Here is a 22,383-nt window from a genome sequence, read left to right on the forward strand (position 1 = left end):
TGGACTGGTGTTCGGAGGGGGGCGATTTTCGAGATGTCTGCGGTCTGGGGCGACTCATTCGCCCATCAAGATTGTACATCAGCGACGATAGGCGGGTTGCGGGCGTGTTGGCTGCATTTTTCGAAGTATCGGGCGCTCTATGTACAGATGGCAGACGATCGTAAAGGCGAGAGAACCCAATACGATCAACGCGGGCTGTACCGCGTGCGGCACTCCGACGCGCAATAGCAGCGCCGTGACCAGAATGCCGGTCAGCACATGCCAGACATAAATGGAATAGGATGCATCCCCCAGGAAATGCAGGAAGGCCAGTTTGGGAGCCGCTCGTTCCCGCTCCGCGAACACGGCGCCCGACAATAGCAGCACTGCCGGTATACCCCAGCAGATTACCCGGTCGACATGGGTGAGGAGGTCGCTCGCCAGCAGCAGCACGAACCCCAAGATCATCAAGCCGATGGCGGTATGAAACGGCAGACGAAAACCCTGTTTCCACAGGCGCCCGATGATGATCCCGGCCGCAAATTCCAGAATGACCGGCTGTGTGAAAACGCGGACATAGCCGAAGGGCAGGAGGTAATGCGCGATGACGGCAGTCGCCAGAGCCGTCATGAGGAACCATAACCGCCTGAACTCCGGCAGGGTCAATGAGATGGAGAAGATGAGATAAAAGAACATCTCGTAAGATAGGGTCCATCCCTGCTCGACGACGGGATGTAGCTCTTCATTCCTGATGATGGGTACGAAAAACAGCGAGCCGATCAAATTTCCGATGCTCGAATTCGTGTTGAAGAAAAACTGCGGCTTCAACACGGCCACGGCAAACGTCGCTGCCGTCGCGATCCAGTAGAGCGGCATAATTCTGATGAGCCGACGCACCATGAATTCTCGCGGGCCGATTGGCTTTCCATCGGTCGTGATCCACATGATGAAGCCGCTGATGACGAAGAATATATCGACGCCTGCCGCTCCGACCTTGAATTCCAGGCCGTATGTCTCGCTCACATGGAAGCAGAGAACGGAGATCGCAGCGAGGGCCCGCAGATATTGAACGCTCGTGATGTTGCTGCCGATTTTCAATACGGTGCCTCACACGCCTGGAATGCCATCGCCGACGCTTGGCCGGCCGGGTTTAGCGATAGAATGCGTCGAAAGGCCGAAACCCATGCAGAAAGGCTTGGAGGGCACGGCGGACCGAATGTCACGGCGGCAACAATTCCACTGAAAGTGGATGATTTCCCGCCCGTTTCATGACCGAAATCGGGCATTTCGCATGTGCTGCTGCCGAGCCGATAATTCAAGGCTCTCCTTCATGTGCAGGGAGCCTACTTATCTGCCGATTGACAATAACAAGCTTCGATGTGCCTTTGCCTATTTCGGCGCAGACGGGAACTTCCCACCCAAGGCGGCGGGTCTTGGCTTGGGCGGTGTCCATCTCGGAGCTGTCGAGCGGGCTGCTGCCTTACCTTGTCCTGGGCCGGGAACACGTCGCCACCCGCTCATGGTCATGCATTGTTGGATGAACTGATCCTCCCGAATGGCATTGCCAAGCGCGTTTCCGATCGCCGCGCCGGCCACATAGCTCGTGCTTCCGTAGGCGAAGTATCCCTGGTCGACACTGCTTGCCATCATCTGACATCGGGCCTGCGTCATTTCGATGTTTGGCGGGTTGGGGATGATAGGTTCGTAGGCGTAATTTGTCGTGCACGATGACAATCCGGCGGCCATGGCGGCAGCCAGCATATATTTGAAGTTCATTAGTTTTTCCCCTCGGTGCCCGCAAAATTCTATGCGCGCATAGAGATAGTCGTCAATATAAAATTCGCGCAATAATTTTATTTGTCGGCTTGGGGATAAAGCTGGCGCATAGGATTGCTCCGCCGTGCCCATGGGACCGGTGGCAAACCGTCGGCGTCCGCAGACCATCCGTCGGCAGCGCAAAGCGCATGCAGGCATATCTATACTTAAGCCATTCTGGATTGTAAACTTAGATACACTCAATCAGTGAATTTGTTTCACTGTTTGTTCCAAAAGGTATTTTCCAGGCGCCGAAACGCCTGGAAAGAGAGTTTTAGTTGAAACGGCCGATGGCCGATTTTAGCGCTGTTCGGTCAATACCTTAGTCCGATCAGCTGCAGCCGCTCGTGGCGCCGCACGTGTCGCACTTCTCGCAGGTGCCGTTGCGCACCATCGTGAAGTTCTGGCACTCGGTGCACATGTTGCCGGTGTAGCCCTGCATGATCGAGCGGGCGCGGCGTTCGGATTCCAGCTTCTTTGCTTCCGTCTTGGCAGTTGCTGCGTCGCTTGCGGCCTTGTCGGTGAAGAGGCCGGTGGCGGTTTCATCCGCCAGTTCCTCGGCGATCTCTTCGGCCAGTTCCTTGGCGCGCTCTTCATAGTCGCGCTTGAAGGCGACGACTTCGGAGGTCGAGACGGCACCCGTCGGCTCCAGCTTGCGCACCGTGTTGCCGGCAAAGGCGGTGACGGTTGCAAGCGAAGCGGCGCGTGCCGGCGCGGCCGTTGCCGAACCCTTGACGTCTGCTGCCGGACGATCGCCCGAGGTCGGAACCAGCGTTGGCTTGTAGCCGCGCGTCAGGCCCTTGGAGACGACATCGGCCTTGCCTTCGGAAACGCCGCGGCCGAGCGCCGTGTTGTTGAAGTCCGAGGTGTCGACGTGGGCGAGGTCATGGCGACCGAGATAGGAGATGGCGAGCTCACGGAACACGTAGTCGAGGATCGACGTGGCATTCTTGATGGCGTCATTGCCCGTGACGATGCCGGCCGGCTCGAACTTGGTGAAGGTGAAGGCGTCGACATATTCCTCGAGCGGCACGCCGTACTGCAGGCCGAGCGAAACGGAGATCGCGAAGTTGTTGATGAAGGCGCGCAGTGCCGAGCCTTCCTTGTTCATATCAAGGAAGATTTCGCCGAGACGGCCATCGTCATATTCGCCGGTGCGCAGGAAGATCGTGTGTCCACCGATCTTGGCCTTCTGGGTGTACCCCTTGCGGCGGCTCGGCAGCTTTTCCTGCGTGCGAATGACCTTCTCGATCACGCGCTCGACGATCTTTTCCGTGATGGTGACGGCCTGTGCGGCTGCCGGAGCCTGCAGGAATTCCTCCAGCGCGTCCTCGTCGCTGTCGTCCTCGATCAGCGAGGCATTCAGCGGCTGGCTAAGCTTGGAGCCGTCGCGGTAGAGCGCGTTGGCCTTGAGGCCGAGCTTCCACGAGAGCATGTAGGCGTTCTTGCAGTCCTCGACGGTTGCTTCGTTCGCCATGTTGATCGTCTTGGAGATGGCGCCCGAAATGAAGGGCTGGGCTGCCGCCATCATGCGGATGTGGCTCTCGACCGAGAGGTAACGCTTGCCGATCTTGCCGCAGGGGTTGGCGCAATCGAAGACGGCGAGATGTTCTTGTTTCAGGAAGGGGGCGCCTTCCAGCGTCATCGCACCGCAGACATGGATGTTGGCGGCTTCGATGTCCTTCTTGGAGAAGCCGAGATGGTCGAGCAGGTTGAAGCTCATATCGGCCATCTGCTCGTCGGACACCTTCAGCGTGCCCTTCAGGAAGTCGGCACCGAGCGTCCACTGGTTGAAGACGAACTTGATGTCGAAGGCGCTCTTCAGAGCGGCGTTGACAGCATCGACCTTCTCGGCAGTGAAGCCCTTGGCCTTCAGCGTCGATGGGTTGATGGCCGGAGCCTGGTTCAGGTTGCCATGGCCGACAGCGTAAGCCTCGATCTCGGCAATCTGGCTTTCGGAATAGCCGAGCGTGCGCAGCGCTTCCGGAACGGCGCGATTGATGATCTTGAAGTAGCCGCCGCCGGCGAGCTTCTTGAACTTTACGAGAGCGAAGTCCGGTTCGATGCCGGTCGTGTCGCAATCCATGACGAGGCCGATCGTGCCGGTCGGCGCGATGACGGTTGCCTGTGCATTGCGGTAGCCATGCTTTTCGCCGAGTTCCAGCGCCCGGTCCCAGGCAGCCTTGGCATGGGCAACGAGATCCTGGTCCGGATTGTCGGAGTGGATCAGCGCCACAGGACTGACCGACAGGCTCTCATAGCCCGAGGTTTCGCCGTAAGCCGCGCGGCGATGGTTGCGGATGACGCGCAGCATGTTTTCGCGGTTCGGCTTGAACATCGGGAAAGTTCCGAGTTCGGATGCCATCTCGGCCGAAGTCGCATAGGCGATGCCGGTCATGATCGCAGTCAGCGAGCCGGCGATGGCGCGGGCTTCGTCGCTGTCATAGGGAATGCCCGACGACATCAAGAGGCCGCCGATATTGGCGTAGCCGAGGCCGAGCGTGCGGTATTCGTAGGAAAGCTCGGCGATGCGGCGCGAGGGGAACTGCGCCATCATCACGGAGACTTCGAGAACGACGGTCCAGAGGCGGACGGCGTGCTCGTAATCGGCAATGTTGATGCGCTTCATCGCTGCATCCTTGAAGGTCATCAGGTTCAGCGAAGCGAGGTTGCAGGCCGTGTCGTCGAGGAACATGTATTCCGAGCACGGGTTGGAGGCGCGGATCGGGCCGGCAGCAGGGCTTGTGTGCCAGTCGTTCATCGTCGTGTTGAAGTGCAGGCCCGGATCGGCCGATGCCCAGGCGGCGTAGGAGATGGATTCCCACAGGTCGCGGGCCTTCAGCGTCTTGATGACCTTGCCGTCTTTGCGGGCGGTCAGGTTCCAGTCACCGTCATTCTCGACCGCGCGCAGGAAGTCGTCCTTGATGGAAACGGAATTGTTCGAGTTCTGGCCCGATACGGTGAGATAGGCTTCCGAATCCCAGTCCGTGTCGTAGGTCTTGAATTCGAGATCCTTGTAGCCCTGGCGGGCGAACTGGATGACGCGCTGAACGTAGTTTTCCGGAACCTGGTCCTTCTTGGCAGCGCGGATTTCGCGCTTCAGGGCAGGGTTCTTGGCTGGGTCGAAGCAATCGTCATTGTCGCCTTCGCAATTGACCGTCGCTTTCATAATCGCCTTCAGATGCTTGGCGACGATCTTCGAGCCGGTAACGAGGGCTGCAACCTTCTGCTCTTCCTTGACCTTCCAGTTGATGTATTCCTCGATATCCGGATGATCGATGTCGACAACGACCATCTTGGCGGCGCGGCGCGTCGTGCCGCCCGACTTGATGGCGCCGGCAGCGCGGTCACCGATCTTCAGGAAGCTCATCAGGCCAGAGGAACGGCCGCCGCCGGAAAGCTTTTCGCCTTCGCCGCGCAGCATCGAGAAGTTCGAGCCGGTGCCGGAGCCATATTTGAACAGGCGAGCTTCGCGAACCCAGAGGTCCATGATGCCGCCTTCATTGACGAGGTCGTCCTCGACCGACTGGATGAAGCAGGCATGCGGCTGCGGATGCTCATAGGCCGACTTGGACTTGGTGAGCTTGCCGGTGAAGGGATCGACATAGAAATGGCCCTGGCCGGGGCCGTCGATGCCGTAAGCCCAATGCATGCCGGTGTTGAACCACTGCGGCGAGTTCGGAGCGACGCGCTGGGTGGCGAGCATATAGGCAAGCTCGTCGCAGAAAGCGGAAGCATCTTCTTCCGACGAGAAGTAGCCGCCCTTCCAGCCCCAATAGGTCCAGGTGCCTGCAAGGCGATCGAAGACCTGACGTGCATCGGTTTCGGAGCCGCTTTGCTGATCCTTGGGCAGGTCCTTCATGGCAGCGTCGTCGGGCACGGAGCGCCACAGGAAGGAAGGAACGTCGTTTTCCTCAACCTTCTTGAGCTTGGCGGGCACGCCTGCCTTGCGGAAATACTTCTGCGCCAGAATGTCGGCGGCAACCTGGGAAAACTGCGCGGGAACGTCGATATTTTCGAGGCGGAACACAATCGAACCGTCGGGGTTCTTGATCTCGCTGGTCGCCTTGCGGAATTCGATCTCCGCATAGGGTGACTGACCGGCCTTCGTAAAACGACGTTCGATGCGCATGGTCCCAATCCTCATTCGTTGGTGCGCGCCCGCATGAAAGCAAGACGCAAAAATTCTCATTCCGGCAGGGCGATGTCAACGCGCAGCCAGCTTTCAATCCGTTCTCTGACAGGAGGTGTCATCCGGAGATGGCCATCCTGTATCTTGTGGTGATGGTGGCTGCAAACACTAAATATAGTATTAACAGCTTATTGCCGCCAGTCCCCGCATCTGTTTTTTCGGCAGCATCGACATCGGCACAAAAAACCTCACGGCGGTCACCGGCTAGGGTGAAACGCCTTGAATCCAAACCCGATTTCGAATTGAGAACCAGCCCTTGTAAACCCGCCTGGTTCAGTCGCCGCCGCAACGTCGTCCATTAACTTTGAAAGACCCGATTCCGTCAAGGGGTGGTTTGTAACGGATTGCTAACCACAATATCTTGTGGGCTTGCCTGTGGAAACTGGGGAAACGCCAGGAGGGTAAGAGATTCAAGAACTTGGGGGAGGGTGCTCGCCCGTCGTGCGATCACGAACGAGGCATGTGATTTCACCGCCGGTGTCAAAAACGACAAAATTGTGACCGTGACCTCATTGCCATTGGCAGCGCGGCAAAATCATGCTGTCGCACATGATGATTCGCGCGGAAACCCTTGAATCCCGTGCATTCCAGCGGCCGTGAGGCCTACTAAATGTAGTGGGCGCCGCAGCGCCCACATCTATTAACGTCATCGAACCGTGGTTCGACAATGCGCACGGAATCACAACTGATTCGCGCAATCGGCCCTTAGGATCAGCCGCGATGACCCTTGGCGATCGGCTCCTGATAGGTGAAGCCCATGTCCCAGGGGAAGTAGATCCAGGTATCCTGGCTCACTTCTGTAATGAAGGTGTCGATGGTCGGCACCCCTGTCGGCTTGGCATAGACGCAGGCGAAATGCGCCTTCGGCAGCATGGCGCGGACTTCGAGAGCCGTTTTGCCGGTATCGGTGAGGTCGTCGACCACGAGCACGCCTTCGCCGCCATTGGCAGACAATTCCGGGGCGATGCCCTTGAGCAGGTTCATTTCGCCCTGGCTGGAATAGTCGTGGTAGGAGGCGATGCAGACGGTATCGATCAGGCGGATATTGAGCTCGCGCGAAATGATGGCGGCCGGCACGAGCCCACCGCGGGTGATGCAGACGATCGCCTTGAACTCGCGGTTGAGGCCGGCAAGCCGCCAGGCAAGCGCGCGGGCGTCTCGATGGAACTGATCCCAGGATACGGGAAAGGCTTTATCGGGCAGGGACATGGCAGAAGGCTCCGGGGCATGGAATAATGACGCACCGGCAGCACCGGCGACCCTGAGCAGACCCCGCGACGGGCGCGGACCTTGATCCAAGTCCGGAACGCGATCGCCGACGGTCTACTTGAACAGGATCTCATCCGGGAAAAGCGATAGGCCTTTCGGGATCATGCTCCTTCGACCGCGTGATCGGTTCCCTGGCGGGAGTTCTGTCATCGGTCGCTGCTTTCTGCTGGATTTACTGGCAAAAGGCAATAGCTGCAGTACGGCGAACCGGTCCACAGCCGCACCGGCGGCCGCCCATTTCGATTTCCGAACCGATCAGCGCGCCAGCAGCGTCATTGCGGTCATAGACTGCAGCAATGTGCGCGTCGTGCCGCCGAAGATCATCTGCCATAGCCAGGAGTGGGTGTAAGCACCCATGACCAGCAGGTCGATACTGTCATCCGCAAGGCGGTTTTCGATGACTTGCGATGGTGTCGACCTGCCGCTGCAAGCTGCCATCTCGAACCTCGCGCGAACACCATGACGCGTCAGCGCGGCCGCAATCTGGGTGCCGGTTTCCTTGGACGGATGCGGGTCCTTTTCATGCGTGCTGACCGATAGAATTTCGACGGAATCGGCCGATTTGAGGAAGGGCATCGCATCGAAGGTGGCGCGCGCGGCTTCCTTGGAGCCGTTCCATGCGATCAGGACGCGGCGGATAGGCTTCGGTTGCTTCAGGATATAGGGGATCAGCAGCACCGGCCGGCCGCTGTCGAACAGGAAGGTTTCGACGTCGACCTGGGAGTCGGCATATTTCGACGGATCGGGCTGCACGGCGATCAGCAGATCTGCGCTGCGGGCGGTCTCGACCAGCGGTTCGGTGCCGTAGCCGATGGTGCTGGCAAAACTATACCAGTCGTAGCCGAGACCGGCACTCTCCATTTTGCTGCGGAACAGGCGCTCGATTTCGACCGCCTGATTGTGCGCGACATCCTGCAATGCCTGAACCGCAACGGGATCGGGAATCTCCATCGGTGCCACGAGCGGAACGGTCGAGACGATTTCCGCATGGAGGCCGACGACATGGGCGCCATGCTCCTTGGCGAGCGCCGCCGAAAACTCGGCAGCGACCCGCGTATTGTTGGGATTATCGAGAACGGTCACTATCGTTTTGTAGGACATGAAGAGATCTCCCACGCGGAAGGGTTGGATCGGATCATGATATCAGCATTCCGCTACAAGATAATGCCCAGAATAGGTTCCCGGTTCCCACCAACATGCACGCCTTCGTTGAATGTCACGCTTCAGCCGACTGATTTTCCTTGGCTTTCGACTGCCTTATAGTTTCGATCATCGCGCGCACTTCCGCAGCAACATTTTCAACCAGCTCGGCCGAGCGGCCCCTGACGACGATTTCTGTCGAGAAGAATTGACCGACATAACGCGGATAGGAGCCGATGCTGGTATCGGGATGTGCCTTCTGGATGAGGCCGAGCGGCGTGCCGATCTCGCCCTCGCCATAGGGGCAGGAAATGGCGGTCGATAGCACACGCGCGCCAGTCCTAAGCGTCGGGATGACATTGTCGAGCATCGCCTGGAAAACCTGCGGCACGCCGGCCATGACATAGACGTTGCCGATGTTGAAGCCGGGGGCGGTCGAGACGGGATTGGCGACATGCTTCGATCCGACGGGCATGCGCGCCATGCGCTGGCGAGCCTCGGTGAACTCCATCTCGCGCCGGGCATACATCTCGCCCATCAGCCGCATGGCTTCGGCATCGTGCTCGCAGGCCACGCCGAAAGCCTTGGCGATGGCATCGGCGGTAATGTCGTCATGGGTCGGGCCGATGCCGCCAGACGTGAAGACATAGTCGTATTGGCCGCGCAAGGCGTTCAGAGCCGACACGATGGCATCTTCTTCGTCGGCAACGATGCGGACTTCCTTCAGGTCGATGCCGGCAAGCAGCAGCACATCGGCGAGATGGCCGATATTCTTGTCCTTGGTGCGGCCGGAAAGCAGTTCGTCGCCGATGGCCAGCATGGCGGCTGTGACAATGATTTCGTTTGACATGAAGACATCCAGGAAAATGCGCATCGGCGCGTTCGCAAAAGGTGCAAAATAGGTAGCGCTGTTTACGGCGAATGCAAACGCCAGTTTTCAGATCGCCATCGCCCGTCGCAAGATGTTGCAAATGAATTTTCGTCTACGCAGGATGAACAGTGCGTTCTGGGCATGGGGGCTGCTCCGCTGTCGCATCACTGATAAAACCGAGTGCAACACTTAACGCGTCCAGCAAACAGGAGACGTTCTTATGGCTAAGGTTCTGGTTCTCTACTATTCCGCTTACGGTCACATCGAGAAGATGGCCTATGCCGTCGCAGAAGGTGCGAAGTCCGCTGGTGCTGAAGTCACCGTCAAGCGCGTGCCGGAACTCGTGCCGGAAGAAGTTGCGAAAGCCTCTTACTTCAAGCTCGATCAGGAAGCTCCGATTGCAACGCCGGACGAGCTGGCCGAATACGATGCGATCATCGTCGGCTCCGGCACCCGTTTCGGCACCGTCGCCTCGCAGATGCGCAATTTCTGGGATCAGACGGGTGGCCTCTGGTTCGCTGGCAAGCTCGTCGGCAAGGTCGGCTCGGTCTTCACATCGTCCGCGACCCAGCACGGTGGTCAGGAATCGACCATCCTCGGCTTCATCCCAACCTTTTTGCATCAGGGCATGGCCGTCGTCGGCCTTCCCTATGCTTTCCAGGGCCAGATGGGCACGGAAGAAGTCAAGGGCGGCTCGCCCTACGGCGCTTCCACCATCACCAACGGCGACGGCTCGCGCCAGCCGTCCGAAATCGAGCTGGAAGCAGCAAAGTATCAGGGCGCCCACGTCGCCAAGATCGCAGCCAAGCTCACGGCTTGATCAGATCTAACGGATATTCGGCGGAAAGGGCGCGGCGAAAGCTGCGCCTTTTTCGTTTGGGTGGTGGAGGCTAGTTGTTAGCGAATGCCCGCCTCAACCTTCCCGTGCTCGTCCGCAAGTCGATGAAGCGGAAGACACATATCTCAGAAACCTGCTCGGCCACTCAAAAAACGACTACGCGACGCTTTCCAAATCACCCGACGCAAGATATTGAAATCGCCCAGCGCGGACGTGGCGAAACTGGTAGACGCAAGGGACTTAAAATCCCTCGGCCTTTGGCTGTACGGGTTCGACCCCCGTCGTCCGCACCATCAGCTTATCAGGAAACGGGTGGCTGCCGCTTTGGCCGATGACTAGTCTGATCCAATCAACCGGATCGGAGTATGCCATGTCCATCTTCCTTCATCTGCATGAGATCGCGGCAAAGCGTGGCGACGGTTTGCGCCCGGAATTGATCAGGGCCTTGCAAGGCGCATATCCGCAAAACGAGGTCATCACGCTGGCTGCACAACGGTTAAAGGCTGACTTCGAGACGGCGGACTCACCGGAAATGGAGCAATCAGGCGATTGGAAGCACCGCACGCATGCGAAGTGACCCAGGCGAAGCCCGCCGGCGCCGACGGATCGGTATTGGGCGGGCCTCTAACCATCGTCATGATGGCTGTGTCATATTGGACGCAGGGGGAGCTTTGCTGTCAACTCGCAGATTTTGGGAATTCCTCTGTCAGAGGCATAAATGGTTAACTGCGCGTTTGCGGCAATGATATCGCGACGGCAGGTCTGAAAGCACGATAAACAGGCTTTCTTTGCTCATCTTTCCTGTGTCATAGCAGGGATGGATTGAAGAAGGACGGATAAGCCTTGGACAAACAGACTGTTCTCGACGCAACGGAGGCCATGCGCGGCCTTTTCCCCGCAACTCCGCTGCAGCTGAACGAGCATCTTTCCGCCCGTTACGGCGCCGATATCTGGCTGAAGCGCGAGGATCTGACGCCCGTTCGTTCCTACAAGATCCGCGGCGCCTTCAATTTCTTCCGCAAGGTGATTGCCGAAGGCGGCACGGAAAAAACCTTCGTCTGCGCATCCGCCGGCAATCATGCCCAGGGATTTGCCTTCGTCTGCCGGCATTTCGGCGTGCCCGGTGTGGTCTACATGCCCATGACGACCCCGCAGCAGAAGATCGACAAGACGCGCATCTTCGGCGGCGAATTCATCACCATCAAGCTGTTCGGCGATTTCTTCGACCAATGCTATCAGGCGGCGCGCGACCATGTTGAGCGCATCGACGGCGTCATGGTGCCGCCGTTCGATCACGCCGACATCATCGAGGGGCAGGCGACCGTGGCGGCCGAGATCGCGGAACAGCTGCCGGAGGGTATTATACCCGACCACGTCCTTCTTCCCGTCGGCGGCGGCGGACTTGCAGCCGGGATCACCGGCTATTTCGCCGACACGCTTTCCCGTGATGCCTTCACCTTTGCCGAGCCTGCAGGGGCGCCGAGCCTGCGCCGCAGCATCGAGGCGGGGAAGGTAATTACGCTGGCCAAGGTCGATAATTTCGTCGATGGCGCTGCCGTCGGTCGTATCGGCGAGCTGAATTTCGCAGCCTTGAAGGACTTTGCGGCCGAACAGGTCAAGCTGATCGAGGAAAACGCCATCTGCGTCACCATCACCGATATGCTGAATGTCGAGGGCGTGGTGCTGGAGCCGGCCGGCGCGCTGGCGATCACGGCGCTCGAAAAGCTCGATCGCGACAGCATCCGCGGCAAGACCATCGTCGCCGTGGTCTCCGGCGGCAATTTCGACTTCGAGCGCCTGCCTGACGTCAAGGAGCGCGCCATGCGCTATGCCGGGCTGAAGAAATATTTCATCCTGCGCCTGGCCCAGCGCCCCGGCGCGCTTCGGGATTTCCTCAATCTGCTCGGGCCGGAAGACGATATCGCCCGCTTCGAATATCTGAAGAAGAGCGCCCGCAATTTCGGCTCCATCCTGATCGGCATCGAGACGAAGAATCCGGATAATTTCAAGCAGCTTATCGCCAATTTTGAAAGCTCCGGCATGGGTTACGAAGACATCACCGAAAACGAGATCCTGGCAAACCTGATCATTTGACTTTGCGGCCCCGCAACCTTCATGCTAAAGGCGATCCATGGCTTCGTTCTTTTCAAATATCATTTCGATCTTCACCGGCGGCGCAGCGCAGCCGGGCAATGAAAAATCTGCCGCTCCGGCCGTCAGCGCAGAACCGCAGATGCACGCCGGCTGCACGATCTATGCGACGCCGCAGCGCGAGGGCAATCAGTTCCGCCTCATGGGCCGGATCGAGAAGGATGTGAACGGCGAGATGCTGGTGCGCACGTTCATTCGCGCCGATGTTTTCACCTCGTCGGACGATGCCGTGGAATCGACCTTCCGCAAGGCGCAGCAGATCATCGATCAGAACGGTGCAGGCCTCTTCGGCGACGGCGAAAAGACGCGCCAAGTCTGATCGTCGGAGGGTTTCTTTCATAACCGTCTGATCGCAGGGCCGCCTCCCGCATTGGCTTTGAGCGGCCCATGACACTCATTCAAATCGATGGCTGATTGGATTTTCGCTCGGCTCAAGCCGTGCGGAACAGCTTTGCGCCGGACGGAGCATTGACGGCGCCGCCGTCGACGGTGATTTCGATGGCCGTGACATTGGCGGAATCGTCGGAGGCGAAGTAGAGCGCGGCCTTGGCGATTTCGTCGGCTTCGCTCATGCGGCCGAGCGGGCTAAGGCTGCCAAAGCGGGCTTCCAGCGCATCCATGGCTTCCGGCGTGGCGGCACGCGGTCCCCAGATAGGTGTCTTGGTGGCGCCCGGCGTCACCTGGTTGACGCGGATGCCGCGGGGCGCGAGTTCAGAGGCAAGATTGCGCGTCATGGCGCGAACGGCGCTTTTCGTGCCCGCATAGGCGGAATAGCCGGGAATGCCGAGGACAGCATGCACGGAGCCGTTGAGGATCACCGAACCGCCGTCGTTCAGATGCGGCAGCGCAGCCTGCACGGTGAAGAAGACGCCGGTGAAATTGATGCGCACGATGGTTTCGAATTGCTCGAGCGTGGTCTTTCCGAGCGCTGTTTCGCCAGCAATTCCGGCATTGGCGAAGACGATATCGAATTTCCCAAGCTTCTCCGCAGCCTCGGCAAACGCATTCTCCATGGCCGGGATGTCTGTCGTGTCGGCCTGCAATGCCAGCACGTCGCCGCCGAGCGCTTCGGCTGCCGCGGCGAGCGTCTTGGCATTGCGGCCTGTTATGGCGACCTTGGCGCCTTCGGCGAGGAAGAGGCGGGCGGTGGCGAAGCCGATACCGCTGTTTCCGCCGGTGATGAGGGCAACCTTGTTCTTGAGACGCATGTTCGTAGCTCCTGTTGGCTTTTGTCACGATCTGGATTATGATCGTTATCTATAAGGATTATGATCGTAATCCATTTTGTCAAGCCGGACATGAAAGGATTTTCGATGGGCCGTTCACAACTCGAAAAGCAGAAGACGCACGAACGCATCGTGACGCTTGCCGCCAAACGTCTGCGCGAGGAGGGATTGGAAGGGATCGGCGTCGCCGATCTGATGAAGGAGGCGGGTCTGACCGTCGGCGGCTTCTACAAGCATTTCGCCTCCCGCGACGAACTCGTGGCGGAAGCCATGGAATCGGCAATCGGATCATGGCGACGGCAACAGGAGGAACAGGGGATTGACCCTGCAAGCATCTCGCTGAACGACTATATCGACAATTATCTCAGCGAACGTCACCGCGATCATTGCGGCGAGGGCTGTGCCTATGCGGCATTGACCGCAGATATGGCGCGCAGCAGCGATGCGGTCCGCGCTGTCGCCACGGACGGCCTGAGGAGGAATTTCGAGGCCATGACGGCCCGTATGCCGCAGCCCGAAACCGTCGAAGCCAGGCGGAAAGCAATCATCGCCTCCTGCCTCATGACCGGCGCGCTCGGCCTTGCGCGCGTCGCGAACGACGAGGCTCTTTCGGCTGAAATTCTGGAGACGGTGAAGCAGTTCGTGAAAGCGCTGCCACAGGCAAAATAACAAAGCGGCCGGTTGGAGCCGGCCGCCTGCGGATGTCTTGATGCTGCTGTCGATTAAGCGGCGAGGGCCAGCTCGGAGGCGCGGGCCTGAGCGGCGCCGATAGCCTTCTCGGCAGCTTCCGGACCAAAGGCGACGCCTTCCACATAGACGGTCTCGACATCGGTGATGCCGATGAAGGCGAGAACAGACTTCAGGTAGGGAACGGCGTGGTTCAGCGGAGCGGCCGGGCCTTCGGAATAGACGCCGCCGGAGGCGAGCACGATATAGGCCTTCTTGCCGGTTGCCAGACCCTTCGGGCCGGTTTCGGTGTAAGTGAAGGTGCGGCCGGCGCGAGCGACGTTATCGATCCAGGTCTTCAGCGACGAATAGATGTTGAAGTTGATGAGGCCGGTGCCGATGACAACAGTGTCGGCTGCGAGCAGCTCATCGACGAGCGCGTCGGAGACCTTGACCAGCTCCTGCTGCTCGGGCGTGCGGGCATCGGCCGGCGTGCGGATGGCGACCGTGAAGGGGCCGTCGATATGCGGCAGGTTGTCGGCAGCGAGGTCGCGCTTGACGAGCGTCTTGCCGGGATTGTTGGCCTTGATCTTCTCTGCAAGCTCGACGGCGATCTTGCTGGAGAGCGAGTCCGGACGCGGGCTGGAGGTCAGAAGCAGAATGGAGGACATATCCGTTTTCCTTTTCAATGGGTTGCGAAAATCGGCTGGGAGAGTCCGATCTCGTTCGGTTCAATAGATAAGTCCTCAGTGCTATCGAGAAAAACTGTGATAATATGGATTGTAATTATCGATAGAATGGATGGCAGATGCTTCCCAATCCCACCCTCGACCAATTGCAGGTGTTCCTGACCGTTGCGGAGTCCGGCAGCTTTTCCGCAGCCTCCCGTGCGCTCAATCGTGCGCAATCGGTCATCAGCTATACCATCGCCAATCTGGAGGCTCAGCTGGAGATGCCGCTATTCGAGCGGTCGGGCTCGCGCCAGCCGAAGCTGACGGATGCGGGCAGGGTGATGCTGGAGGATGCGCGCCGCATCCTTTCCGATCTTCAGGTGATGCGCGCGCGCGTGAAAGGCTTGAAGACCGGGCTCGAGGCCGAGGTGGCTGTTGCGATAAGTGTCATGGTGCCGGTGCACGCCACCGTCGACGTGCTGCGCGAATTCCGCGATCGCTTCCCCTTTGTTTCCCTGCGGCTCGACACCGGCGAACTCGGCACGATGATGCAGCTTGTCTCCAGCGGCAAATCGACGATCGGTATTGGCGGCTCCGTGGTGAAACAGGATGATGCGTTGGTCATCGAGCGCATCGGCCATTCCTTCATGATGCCTGTGGCCGCCCCCACCCATCCGCTTGTCAAGCTGGGAAGGCCTTTGGCGCTGTCCGATGTGCGCGACGAGGTTCAACTCGTCGTTACCGACGCCTCGAGCCTGACGAATGGCAGGGATTTCAACGTCCTGTCCTACAAGGTCTGGCACGTCAGCGATATTGCTACCAAGCATCAGCTGATCCGTGGCGGTCTCGGCTGGGGTGGCCTGCCGGCTTCGTTTATCATGGAGGATCTGCAGAAGGAGCGGCTGGTGCCTTTGGCGCTCGATGCCTATGACCAGAGCGAATACCCGCTCTATGCCGTCCGCAAGGTCGACAACCCTCCTGGGCCGGCTGCAGCCTGGATGATCGAGGCTTTCCGCTCGCGCCTGGCGCGATGCCCGAATCAAGCGGATTTCAAATCCGCTATCGAGATGTTCCATCCGGGAGACAAGCGTCTCGCCGCAGAATGACAAGGTCCTCTCCCCGGAACGGGGAGAGGACCATAGCGCTTGTGACTACAGGACGAGCCGGTAGTTGCGGAAGCCGTCCGCGCCGTCGCCGGCATCTTCGATCTTCACGCTCTTCACCTGACCGAGGAAATCCTTGGCCTTCGGCGAGCTTTGGAACAGGACGGCCGTGCCCGGCAGCGGCTTGAAGGTCCAGTTGCCGTCGGCGGTCGGATTGATCGTGCCCTGATCGTGGACATAACGCACGATGACGTCGCGGTTGGTGTCGGGCGCCTGATAGATGACCTTGTCGGCTCCGATTTCCGGGAAGTTGCCGCCGCCGCCTGCGCGGTAGTTGTTGGTGACAACGACGAACTTTTGTGCAGGATCGATCGGCTTGCCGTTGAACTGCAGGTTCTGGATGCGGTTCGAATCGGCGTTCAGGAGCTTGCCATCGTCGCCGAAACGGCGCGGTTGCGAGACGTCGATCTGGTAGGTGACTCCGTCGATGACGTCGAAGTTATAAGACGGGAAACCGCTGTTGATCAGATCCGCATCCTTGGCGCCGGGCTTGACCTGATTGAACATCGCGGCCGACATTTCCAGCCAGTTCTTGACCTGTGCGCCGTTGATGACGACGGCCTGCACGGTATTGGGATAGAGGTAGAGGTCGGCGACGTTCTTGATGGCGATGTTGCCGGCGGGGACATCCGTATAATAGTCGGCGCCGTTGCGGCCGCCGCATTTGAAGGGCGCTGCCGCCGAGAGAACCGGCAGGTCCTTATACTGCGTCTCCTTCAGCATCTGCTTGATGTACCAGATCTGCGCCTGGCTGACGATCTGCACCGACGGATCGTCGGCGACCAGTGCGAAGTAGGAGTAGAGCGGCGCGGAGGTCTTGCCGACAGGCGTGCGGACGTAGGTCAGCGTCGCCTCGTGCTCGGCCTTGGCGGCTTCGACCACTTCCTTCTTGTCGGCGACATCGGCGATGACCTTCTTCTTGTCGTCGCGATGGTAGATCGGACGTGCTTCGGAGGTGAAGTCGACGATCTTCCAGCTCTTGCCGTCCTTCTCCAGCAAGAGGTCGATGAGGCCGAGATGCGAGCCCCAGAAGCCGGCCATGACGACAGGCTTGCCATGCAGCGTGCCCTTGACCGGATCGGCGTCCTTGATGCCGTCCCAGGTCTTCGGGCCGGGGAAGACGAGATGCTGGTGACCGGTGAAGACGGCATCGATGCCGTCGACCGCGGCGACGTAGAGCGAGGCGTTTTCCATCTTCTCGCTCGGGCCGCTGCCGTCGATGCCGGAATGCGAGAGAGCGATGACGATATCGGCGCCCTCGGCCTTCATCACCGGAACCCAGGCCTTGGCGGCCTGGACGATATCGCGGGTTTGCGCCTTGCCTTCGAGATTCTTGATGTCCCAGAGCATGATCTGCGGCGGCACGAAGCCGATGAAGCCGATCTTGACCGGGCTTTCATTGCCGGCGCCGTCCTTGATCTTCTTTTCGAGGATCAGATAGGGCTTGAAGAACAGGTCGTCCTTCGTCGGATCGGAGGCAAGCTGACCCTTGGTCAGGTTGGCGCAGACGAAGGGGAAGTTCGCACCGGCCAGCACCTTGAACATGAAGTCGAGGCCATAGTTGAATTCGTGGTTGCCGAGCGTTCCCACCGAGTAGCCGAGCGTGTTCATCGCTTTGATGACCGGATGGACGTCGCCGTCCTTCATGCCGTGCTGATAGGCCATGTAATCGCCCATCGGGTTGCCCTGCAGCACGTCGCCATTGTCGATGAGGAGCGAGTTGGTGGCTTCGGCGCGGATATTGTCGATGATCGTTGCGGTGCGCGCCAGGCCCATCGTGTCGTTCGGCTTGTCGGCGTAGTAGTCGTAGGGGAAGACGTTGACGTGGATGTCGGTCGTTTCCATGAGGCGCAGATGCGCCTGGTTGCCGGCGGCGCGCGCGGCGAAAGGATGCAACACGATCAGCGCCGCCGTGGCGCTGAGGCCTTGCAGCAGTGAACGGCGCGACATGCTGGGCAAATCCAGAATGGAAGACATGAAACACTCCTTCAACGATAGGGCTATTGTCCGTCGATCATCTCTCGGGTGAGGGGAGACTAGGACTATTTTCGAAGGTGTGCACCAGGAATGTGACAGGCTTATTGTGGTTATATGCCAGTGAGTGCCAACATTTGTTCAGCGTTTCAGAACCGGCTTTATGTCCTTGTGGAAAAAGCGAAAATAGGAAGCGACCTTTGCCGCTGCATTGGATGAGCGATCGAACTCGATGCCGATGCGGCCATTGTGGGCCCATCGCACGAAACCGTCGAGCAGGCCGATATCGTCGCATTCGACGCGAACCTTGCTGCCCGCCGCGGCATAGAGCGGAGCCTGCAGATCGAGCGCGATGCCGCTGGTGGAAACATCGACGACACGACCGGCGACGAGCTTGGTGAAATATCGAACCTGCCCCGTCAGTCGGGCATGATGGCGCGGCGAACCTCGTGTCTTGATTTTCAGGTTGCCTTGGACGAGAGATTTCGAAGAGAACTGCATGATGTTATCCCGGCTCATACATCTTTTTCCCCTCCTGGATAGCAGGCGTGCATTGAGGGATGCTTAGCATAATCGTTAAAATTGTAGATGGCCGTCCCGAATCGGCACCGGACCGAGGTGCATGATCGCGACTGGCGATGTGGCTATTGAGAGGTACAGATCATGCGTATCGTTTCGCTGAATGCCTGGGGCGGCCGGCTGCATGAGCCGCTGATACCCTATCTCGTCGATGTCGATGCGGATGTCCTGTGCCTGCAGGAAGTGGTTCGCACGCAGGGCGCGGGCAACGGATGGCTGGTCTATCGCGATCACGGCGTCGAGCTTCCGCAGCGTGCCAATCTCTTCGAGGAGCTGAAGGCTGCTTTGCCGGCTTACGATGCCGTCTTCCTTCCCGTTGCGCGGGGCGATCTCTTCGATGGCGACCGGCAGCATTTCTCCGAATTCGGATTGGCGACCTTCGTGCGCAGAACCCATCCGGTCATCGCCCAGGCCGCCGCCTTCGTCCATGGCGAATTCTCGAGTGACGGCTACGGGACGCATCCGCGCTCGCGCAACGCCCATTGCGTCCGTCTTTTCGACTATGAGCGCGGCTACCCCGTCACCATTGCACATATGCATGGCCTGCGTGACCTGGAAGGCAAGGGTGACACGCCTGCGCGCCGCCATCAGGCCAATGCTTTTGTCGAACTTATCCGACAGGTGAAACAGGATGGCGACCGGCTGGTCGTTTGCGGCGATTTCAACGTGCTGCCGGATGGCGAGACCTTTGAAATTCTCGGGAGCCTGGGTCTGATCGATCTCGTCACCTCGCGGGGACATGACGACACGCGCACATCCCACTACAAAAAGCAGCCGCGCTTTGCCGACTACATGCTGGTCACTTCGAATGTCGAGGTTGTCAGCTTCGATCCTGTCGCTGAGCCCGAAGTCTCGGATCATCGCGCCTTGCTGCTGGACTTGCGCTGATGCAGATCAGAGGCCGACATTCGGTCGGTCGATGATCTCGCGAAGCGCGAAGCTGGAATTGATCTTCACCACATGGGGCAGGGCCGAGAGCCAGTCTCGATGGATGCGCTCATAGTCCTCTAGGTCCCGCGCGGCGACGCGTAAAATGTAGTCGTACTCGCCCGACATGAGGTGACAGCCGAGCACGTTCGGACAGCGTTTCACCGCCGTTTCAAATTCCGACAGCGTCTTGGCGAACTGGCCGGAGAGAGATATGTGCACGAAGGCGATCATCTTGTAATCCAGCGCCTTGTGCGACAGATGCGCGTGGTAGCCGTCGATGACGCCGTTCTTTTCCAGAATATCGAGCCGGCGGGAGCAGGCTGATGGCGACAGGCCGACCTTCTCGGCGAGTTCCGCATTGGTGATGCGCGCATTCTGCTGCAGCATCCGCAGAATCGAATGATCGATAGCGTCGAGGTCGGACATTCGAAGATCTTTCGAAAAAACACTTGTTCACGCAATAAATCACGAAAAATGACCGCAGCGCAAATCGTCTTTGCAAGGACATTGCGGGGCTGTGGTGGTCTGATTTCAGTCGGAAAAAAATGCAGACGCAAAAGCATTCGAGGAGGAGTGAAATGCGCGTTGGTTGCCCCAAGGAAATCAAGAACCACGAATACCGCGTCGGTCTGACGCCGGCATCCGTTCGTGAGTATGTCGCCCATGGCCATGAGGTCTGGGTCGAAACGAAGGCAGGCGCCGGTATCGGTGCCGATGACCATGCCTATGTTGCTGCCGGCGCCAAGATCGCCGCAAGCGCCAAGGATATTTTCGAGAAGTGCGACATGATCGTGAAGGTCAAGGAGCCGCAGCCTTCGGAATGGGCGCAGCTTCGCGAGGGCCAGCTCCTCTACACCTATCTGCATCTTGCGCCCGATCCGGAACAGACCAAGGGCCTGCTTGCCTCCGGCGTGACCGCCATCGCCTACGAGACCGTGACCGACGAGCGCGGCGGCCTGCCGCTTTTGGCGCCGATGTCCGAAGTCGCCGGCCGCCTGTCGATCCAGGCGGGTGCGACGGCTCTGCAGAAGGCCAATGGCGGCCTCGGCATTCTGCTCGGCGGCGTACCGGGCGTTCTGCCAGCCAAGGTGACGATCATCGGCGGTGGTGTCGTTGGCCTGCATGCGGCCAAAATGGCCGCCGGCCTTGGCGCCGACGTCAGCATCCTCGATCGTTCCCTGCCACGCCTGCGCCAGCTCGACGATATCTTCAACGGCCGTGTCCACACGCGTTACTCCAGCATTCAGGCGCTGGAAGAAGAGGTCTTCTCCGCCGATCTGGTGATCGGCGCCGTCTTGATCCCCGGTGCCGCAGCGCCGAAGCTGGTCACGCGCGAAATGCTATCAGGCATGAAGAAAGGCTCGGTCATCGTCGATGTGGCCATCGACCAGGGTGGCTGTTTCGAGACTTCGCATGCGACGACGCATTCCGATCCGACCTACGTGGTCGAAGACGTCGTGCACTACTGTGTCGCCAACATGCCAGGTGCGGTTCCCGTCACCTCGGCGCATGCTCTGAACAACGCCACGATTTATCATGGCCTTACCCTCGCCGACCGTGGCCTGCGCGCCATCGCGGAAGACAAGCACCTCCGCAATGGCCTCAATGTTCATAAGGGCCGCGTCACTAACCGGCCGGTGGCCGAGGCGCTCGGTTACGAGGCCGTTGCGCCCGAAAGCATTCTGAACGTCGCGTAAAGCCCATCGCGCGTACGGTCAGATGGAGGCGCCGGCATCCACGTATGCCGGCGCTCCTATTTTGTCGATCCGGCATTGATAGCAATTGTTGCGCGCCGAGCGGACGTGGACATAGGCGATGTCGGGGCGTTCGAGCAGTGAGGCCGCATAAGCTGTGATATCGCCCGTCGGAGTGACAGCGCCTGTTCCGTAGACGATGCGATCGTTCTTGCCGTAGCCGCGCACGATGAAATCCCGGCTGCTCGCTAGCACTGGCGGTAGGATTTCTTCCGCGCCGTAGCGCTGGCATGGCGCCTTATGCAGGAAGATCGGGCCGGTCTCCGCATAGGGCTGCAGGTCCGGGAAGGGGCGATAGGCGAAGACGAACAACTCCTCGCCGGCATCGATGTTGCGCAGGCAGTGGCGGCAGGGATGGCCCGGACCATCGGAAATTATGGTCTCCGGCTGGTGACCATAGGCATCCGCGCCGCCACTCCACAGAACTTCGGCGTCGGATGTAGGCATGGCTGCAAAAGCGATGGAGAACATGGCAAAGCTCCTTTCGAGATTTGCCATGTGATGCGCCGAAGCGAGATGGGAAGCCACCCGATTCCCGCCGTTACACCTCATTGACTCTTGCCACCAGATGCCGAGCGTTTACGTGGGTTAAGGCGGCCCTAGCCCTTCTTGGCGAGTTCGAGCAGTTCCTTGTCGCTCAGCGGCCTGACGATACCTTCGCCGGTCGAGATCGGCGAGAAGCCGAACATCTGGTAGAGCTGCAGCGCCCGCGGATGATCGAGATTGTTCGTCGTGGTCACGATCCGCTGCGGATTGAGGGTCCATATCGCGTAAAGCGCCTGCAGCAGGAACCATTTGCCGATGCCAAGGCCGAGAGCGTGCTCCATGAGGCCGAAATGGCTGAGCTCGATCGTTTCTTCATCCTGGCGGAAATACTCGAAGAATCCGGCAGGCGCCCCATTGACGTAGAGCACGCTGATATTGTTGCGCTGGTCGTGAAGCGCGGTCGCCAGGTTTTCGTCGGAGAGGCGAATCCGATCCACCCAATGCCAGCGAGCGCCCACCTGGCGGTAGAGATAGCGATAGAAGGGCAGCGGAATATCAGGCGCACGCATGATCGCCGTCTGAATGTTGACCGGCACCGCCAGGCTGGTCTTGGGCGGCGCGGCCATTTCCAGACGAGTGATATGAACCTTGATGGACGAGGGCGTTTTCACCACGATGC

21 protein-coding genes and 1 tRNA gene are annotated in these 22,383 nt (G+C 59.4%); 9 read left to right on the top strand and 13 right to left on the bottom strand.

Going from position 1 to position 22,383, the window contains the following annotated elements; translation table 11 throughout:
- Positions 1-78: 78 nt before the first annotated feature.
- The 6 genes from RHSP_RS14810 to RHSP_RS14835 form a co-directional block, all read right to left on the bottom strand.
- A complete protein-coding gene (locus RHSP_RS14810; protein WP_240535435.1) occupies positions 79-1,077 on the bottom strand; it encodes an acyltransferase family protein in 999 nt (332 codons plus the stop codon).
- Between the two features lie 291 nt (positions 1,078-1,368).
- On the bottom strand, positions 1,369-1,887 hold the full coding sequence (locus RHSP_RS14815) for a hypothetical protein (RefSeq protein WP_157385351.1): 519 nt from the start codon (positions 1,885-1,887) through the stop codon (positions 1,369-1,371).
- Positions 1,888-2,125: 238 nt separating this feature from the next.
- Positions 2,126-5,926, bottom strand: a complete 3,801-nt coding sequence (locus tag RHSP_RS14820) for a vitamin B12-dependent ribonucleotide reductase (RefSeq protein ID WP_037152112.1) — start codon at positions 5,924-5,926, stop codon at positions 2,126-2,128.
- Between the two features lie 771 nt (positions 5,927-6,697).
- Entirely contained in the window at positions 6,698-7,195 is a 498-nt protein-coding gene (gene gpt, locus RHSP_RS14825; RefSeq protein ID WP_004118505.1) for a xanthine phosphoribosyltransferase, read from the bottom strand.
- 315 nt (positions 7,196-7,510) lie between these two features.
- Positions 7,511-8,356 carry a universal stress protein gene (locus tag RHSP_RS14830; protein WP_004118506.1) on the bottom strand — a complete coding sequence of 282 codons (846 nt, stop codon included), beginning with the start codon at positions 8,354-8,356 and terminating at the stop codon, positions 7,511-7,513.
- A 115-nt stretch (positions 8,357-8,471) separates the two neighbouring features.
- Positions 8,472-9,245, bottom strand: coding sequence for a competence/damage-inducible protein A (locus RHSP_RS14835; RefSeq protein WP_004118507.1), 774 nt, complete (start codon positions 9,243-9,245; stop codon positions 8,472-8,474).
- A gap of 241 nt (positions 9,246-9,486) precedes the next feature.
- Between RHSP_RS14835 and wrbA the strand changes: the two genes are divergently transcribed.
- From wrbA to RHSP_RS14860, 5 genes are all read left to right on the top strand, one after another.
- On the top strand, positions 9,487-10,086 hold the full coding sequence (gene wrbA, locus RHSP_RS14840; RefSeq protein WP_004118508.1) for an NAD(P)H:quinone oxidoreductase type IV: 600 nt from the start codon (positions 9,487-9,489) through the stop codon (positions 10,084-10,086).
- Between the two features lie 225 nt (positions 10,087-10,311).
- A tRNA-Leu gene (locus RHSP_RS14845) sits at positions 10,312-10,397 on the top strand.
- Between the two features lie 77 nt (positions 10,398-10,474).
- Positions 10,475-10,681 (top strand): hypothetical protein, encoded by a 207-nt coding sequence (locus RHSP_RS14850; protein ID WP_037152115.1) that lies wholly within the window; start codon positions 10,475-10,477, stop codon positions 10,679-10,681.
- A gap of 266 nt (positions 10,682-10,947) precedes the next feature.
- Positions 10,948-12,198, top strand: coding sequence for a threonine ammonia-lyase (gene ilvA, locus RHSP_RS14855; RefSeq protein WP_004118510.1), 1,251 nt, complete (start codon positions 10,948-10,950; stop codon positions 12,196-12,198).
- Between the two features lie 37 nt (positions 12,199-12,235).
- Positions 12,236-12,574 carry an HlyU family transcriptional regulator gene (locus tag RHSP_RS14860; protein ID WP_004118512.1) on the top strand — a complete coding sequence of 113 codons (339 nt, stop codon included), beginning with the start codon at positions 12,236-12,238 and terminating at the stop codon, positions 12,572-12,574.
- A 112-nt stretch (positions 12,575-12,686) separates the two neighbouring features.
- Here RHSP_RS14860 and RHSP_RS14865 read toward each other — a convergent pair whose 3' ends face one another.
- Positions 12,687-13,463: an SDR family NAD(P)-dependent oxidoreductase gene (locus RHSP_RS14865; protein ID WP_004118514.1), complete on the bottom strand. Its 777-nt coding sequence runs from the start codon at positions 13,461-13,463 to the stop codon at positions 12,687-12,689.
- A 105-nt stretch (positions 13,464-13,568) separates the two neighbouring features.
- Between RHSP_RS14865 and RHSP_RS14870 the strand changes: the two genes are divergently transcribed.
- On the top strand, positions 13,569-14,150 hold the full coding sequence (locus tag RHSP_RS14870) for a TetR/AcrR family transcriptional regulator (protein ID WP_004118516.1): 582 nt from the start codon (positions 13,569-13,571) through the stop codon (positions 14,148-14,150).
- Positions 14,151-14,203: 53 nt separating this feature from the next.
- Here the strand turns inward: RHSP_RS14870 and RHSP_RS14875 are convergent, their stop codons facing one another.
- Entirely contained in the window at positions 14,204-14,818 is a 615-nt protein-coding gene (locus RHSP_RS14875; RefSeq protein ID WP_004118519.1) for an FMN-dependent NADH-azoreductase, read from the bottom strand.
- Between the two features lie 137 nt (positions 14,819-14,955).
- Between RHSP_RS14875 and RHSP_RS14880 the strand changes: the two genes are divergently transcribed.
- Positions 14,956-15,924, top strand: a complete 969-nt coding sequence (locus RHSP_RS14880; RefSeq protein ID WP_004118520.1) for a LysR family transcriptional regulator — start codon at positions 14,956-14,958, stop codon at positions 15,922-15,924.
- 45 nt (positions 15,925-15,969) lie between these two features.
- Here RHSP_RS14880 and RHSP_RS14885 read toward each other — a convergent pair whose 3' ends face one another.
- A complete protein-coding gene (locus RHSP_RS14885) occupies positions 15,970-17,958 on the bottom strand; it encodes a bifunctional 2',3'-cyclic-nucleotide 2'-phosphodiesterase/3'-nucleotidase (RefSeq protein ID WP_004118522.1) in 1,989 nt (662 codons plus the stop codon).
- 138 nt (positions 17,959-18,096) lie between these two features.
- Positions 18,097-18,474, bottom strand: coding sequence for a PilZ domain-containing protein (locus RHSP_RS14890; RefSeq protein WP_004118523.1), 378 nt, complete (start codon positions 18,472-18,474; stop codon positions 18,097-18,099).
- 144 nt (positions 18,475-18,618) lie between these two features.
- Between RHSP_RS14890 and RHSP_RS14895 the strand changes: the two genes are divergently transcribed.
- On the top strand, positions 18,619-19,422 hold the full coding sequence (locus tag RHSP_RS14895; protein ID WP_004118525.1) for an endonuclease/exonuclease/phosphatase family protein: 804 nt from the start codon (positions 18,619-18,621) through the stop codon (positions 19,420-19,422).
- A 6-nt stretch (positions 19,423-19,428) separates the two neighbouring features.
- On the opposite strand, the gene RHSP_RS14900 is transcribed toward RHSP_RS14895, so the two are convergent.
- Positions 19,429-19,890, bottom strand: coding sequence for an Lrp/AsnC family transcriptional regulator (locus RHSP_RS14900; protein ID WP_004118527.1), 462 nt, complete (start codon positions 19,888-19,890; stop codon positions 19,429-19,431).
- Positions 19,891-20,042: 152 nt separating this feature from the next.
- On the opposite strand from RHSP_RS14900, the gene ald reads away from it, so the two are divergent.
- Positions 20,043-21,161 (top strand): alanine dehydrogenase, encoded by a 1,119-nt coding sequence (gene ald, locus RHSP_RS14905; protein WP_004118533.1) that lies wholly within the window; start codon positions 20,043-20,045, stop codon positions 21,159-21,161.
- Positions 21,162-21,179: 18 nt separating this feature from the next.
- Here ald and RHSP_RS14910 read toward each other — a convergent pair whose 3' ends face one another.
- Positions 21,180-21,689: a DUF1203 domain-containing protein gene (locus RHSP_RS14910; protein ID WP_004118535.1), complete on the bottom strand. Its 510-nt coding sequence runs from the start codon at positions 21,687-21,689 to the stop codon at positions 21,180-21,182.
- A 128-nt stretch (positions 21,690-21,817) separates the two neighbouring features.
- Positions 21,818-22,378 (bottom strand): GNAT family N-acetyltransferase, encoded by a 561-nt coding sequence (locus tag RHSP_RS14915; protein ID WP_004118537.1) that lies wholly within the window; start codon positions 22,376-22,378, stop codon positions 21,818-21,820.
- Between the last annotated feature and the right edge of the window lie 5 nt (positions 22,379-22,383).

Source organism: Rhizobium freirei PRF 81, from assembly GCF_000359745.1.
GTDB classification, from domain to species: domain Bacteria; phylum Pseudomonadota; class Alphaproteobacteria; order Rhizobiales; family Rhizobiaceae; genus Rhizobium; species Rhizobium freirei.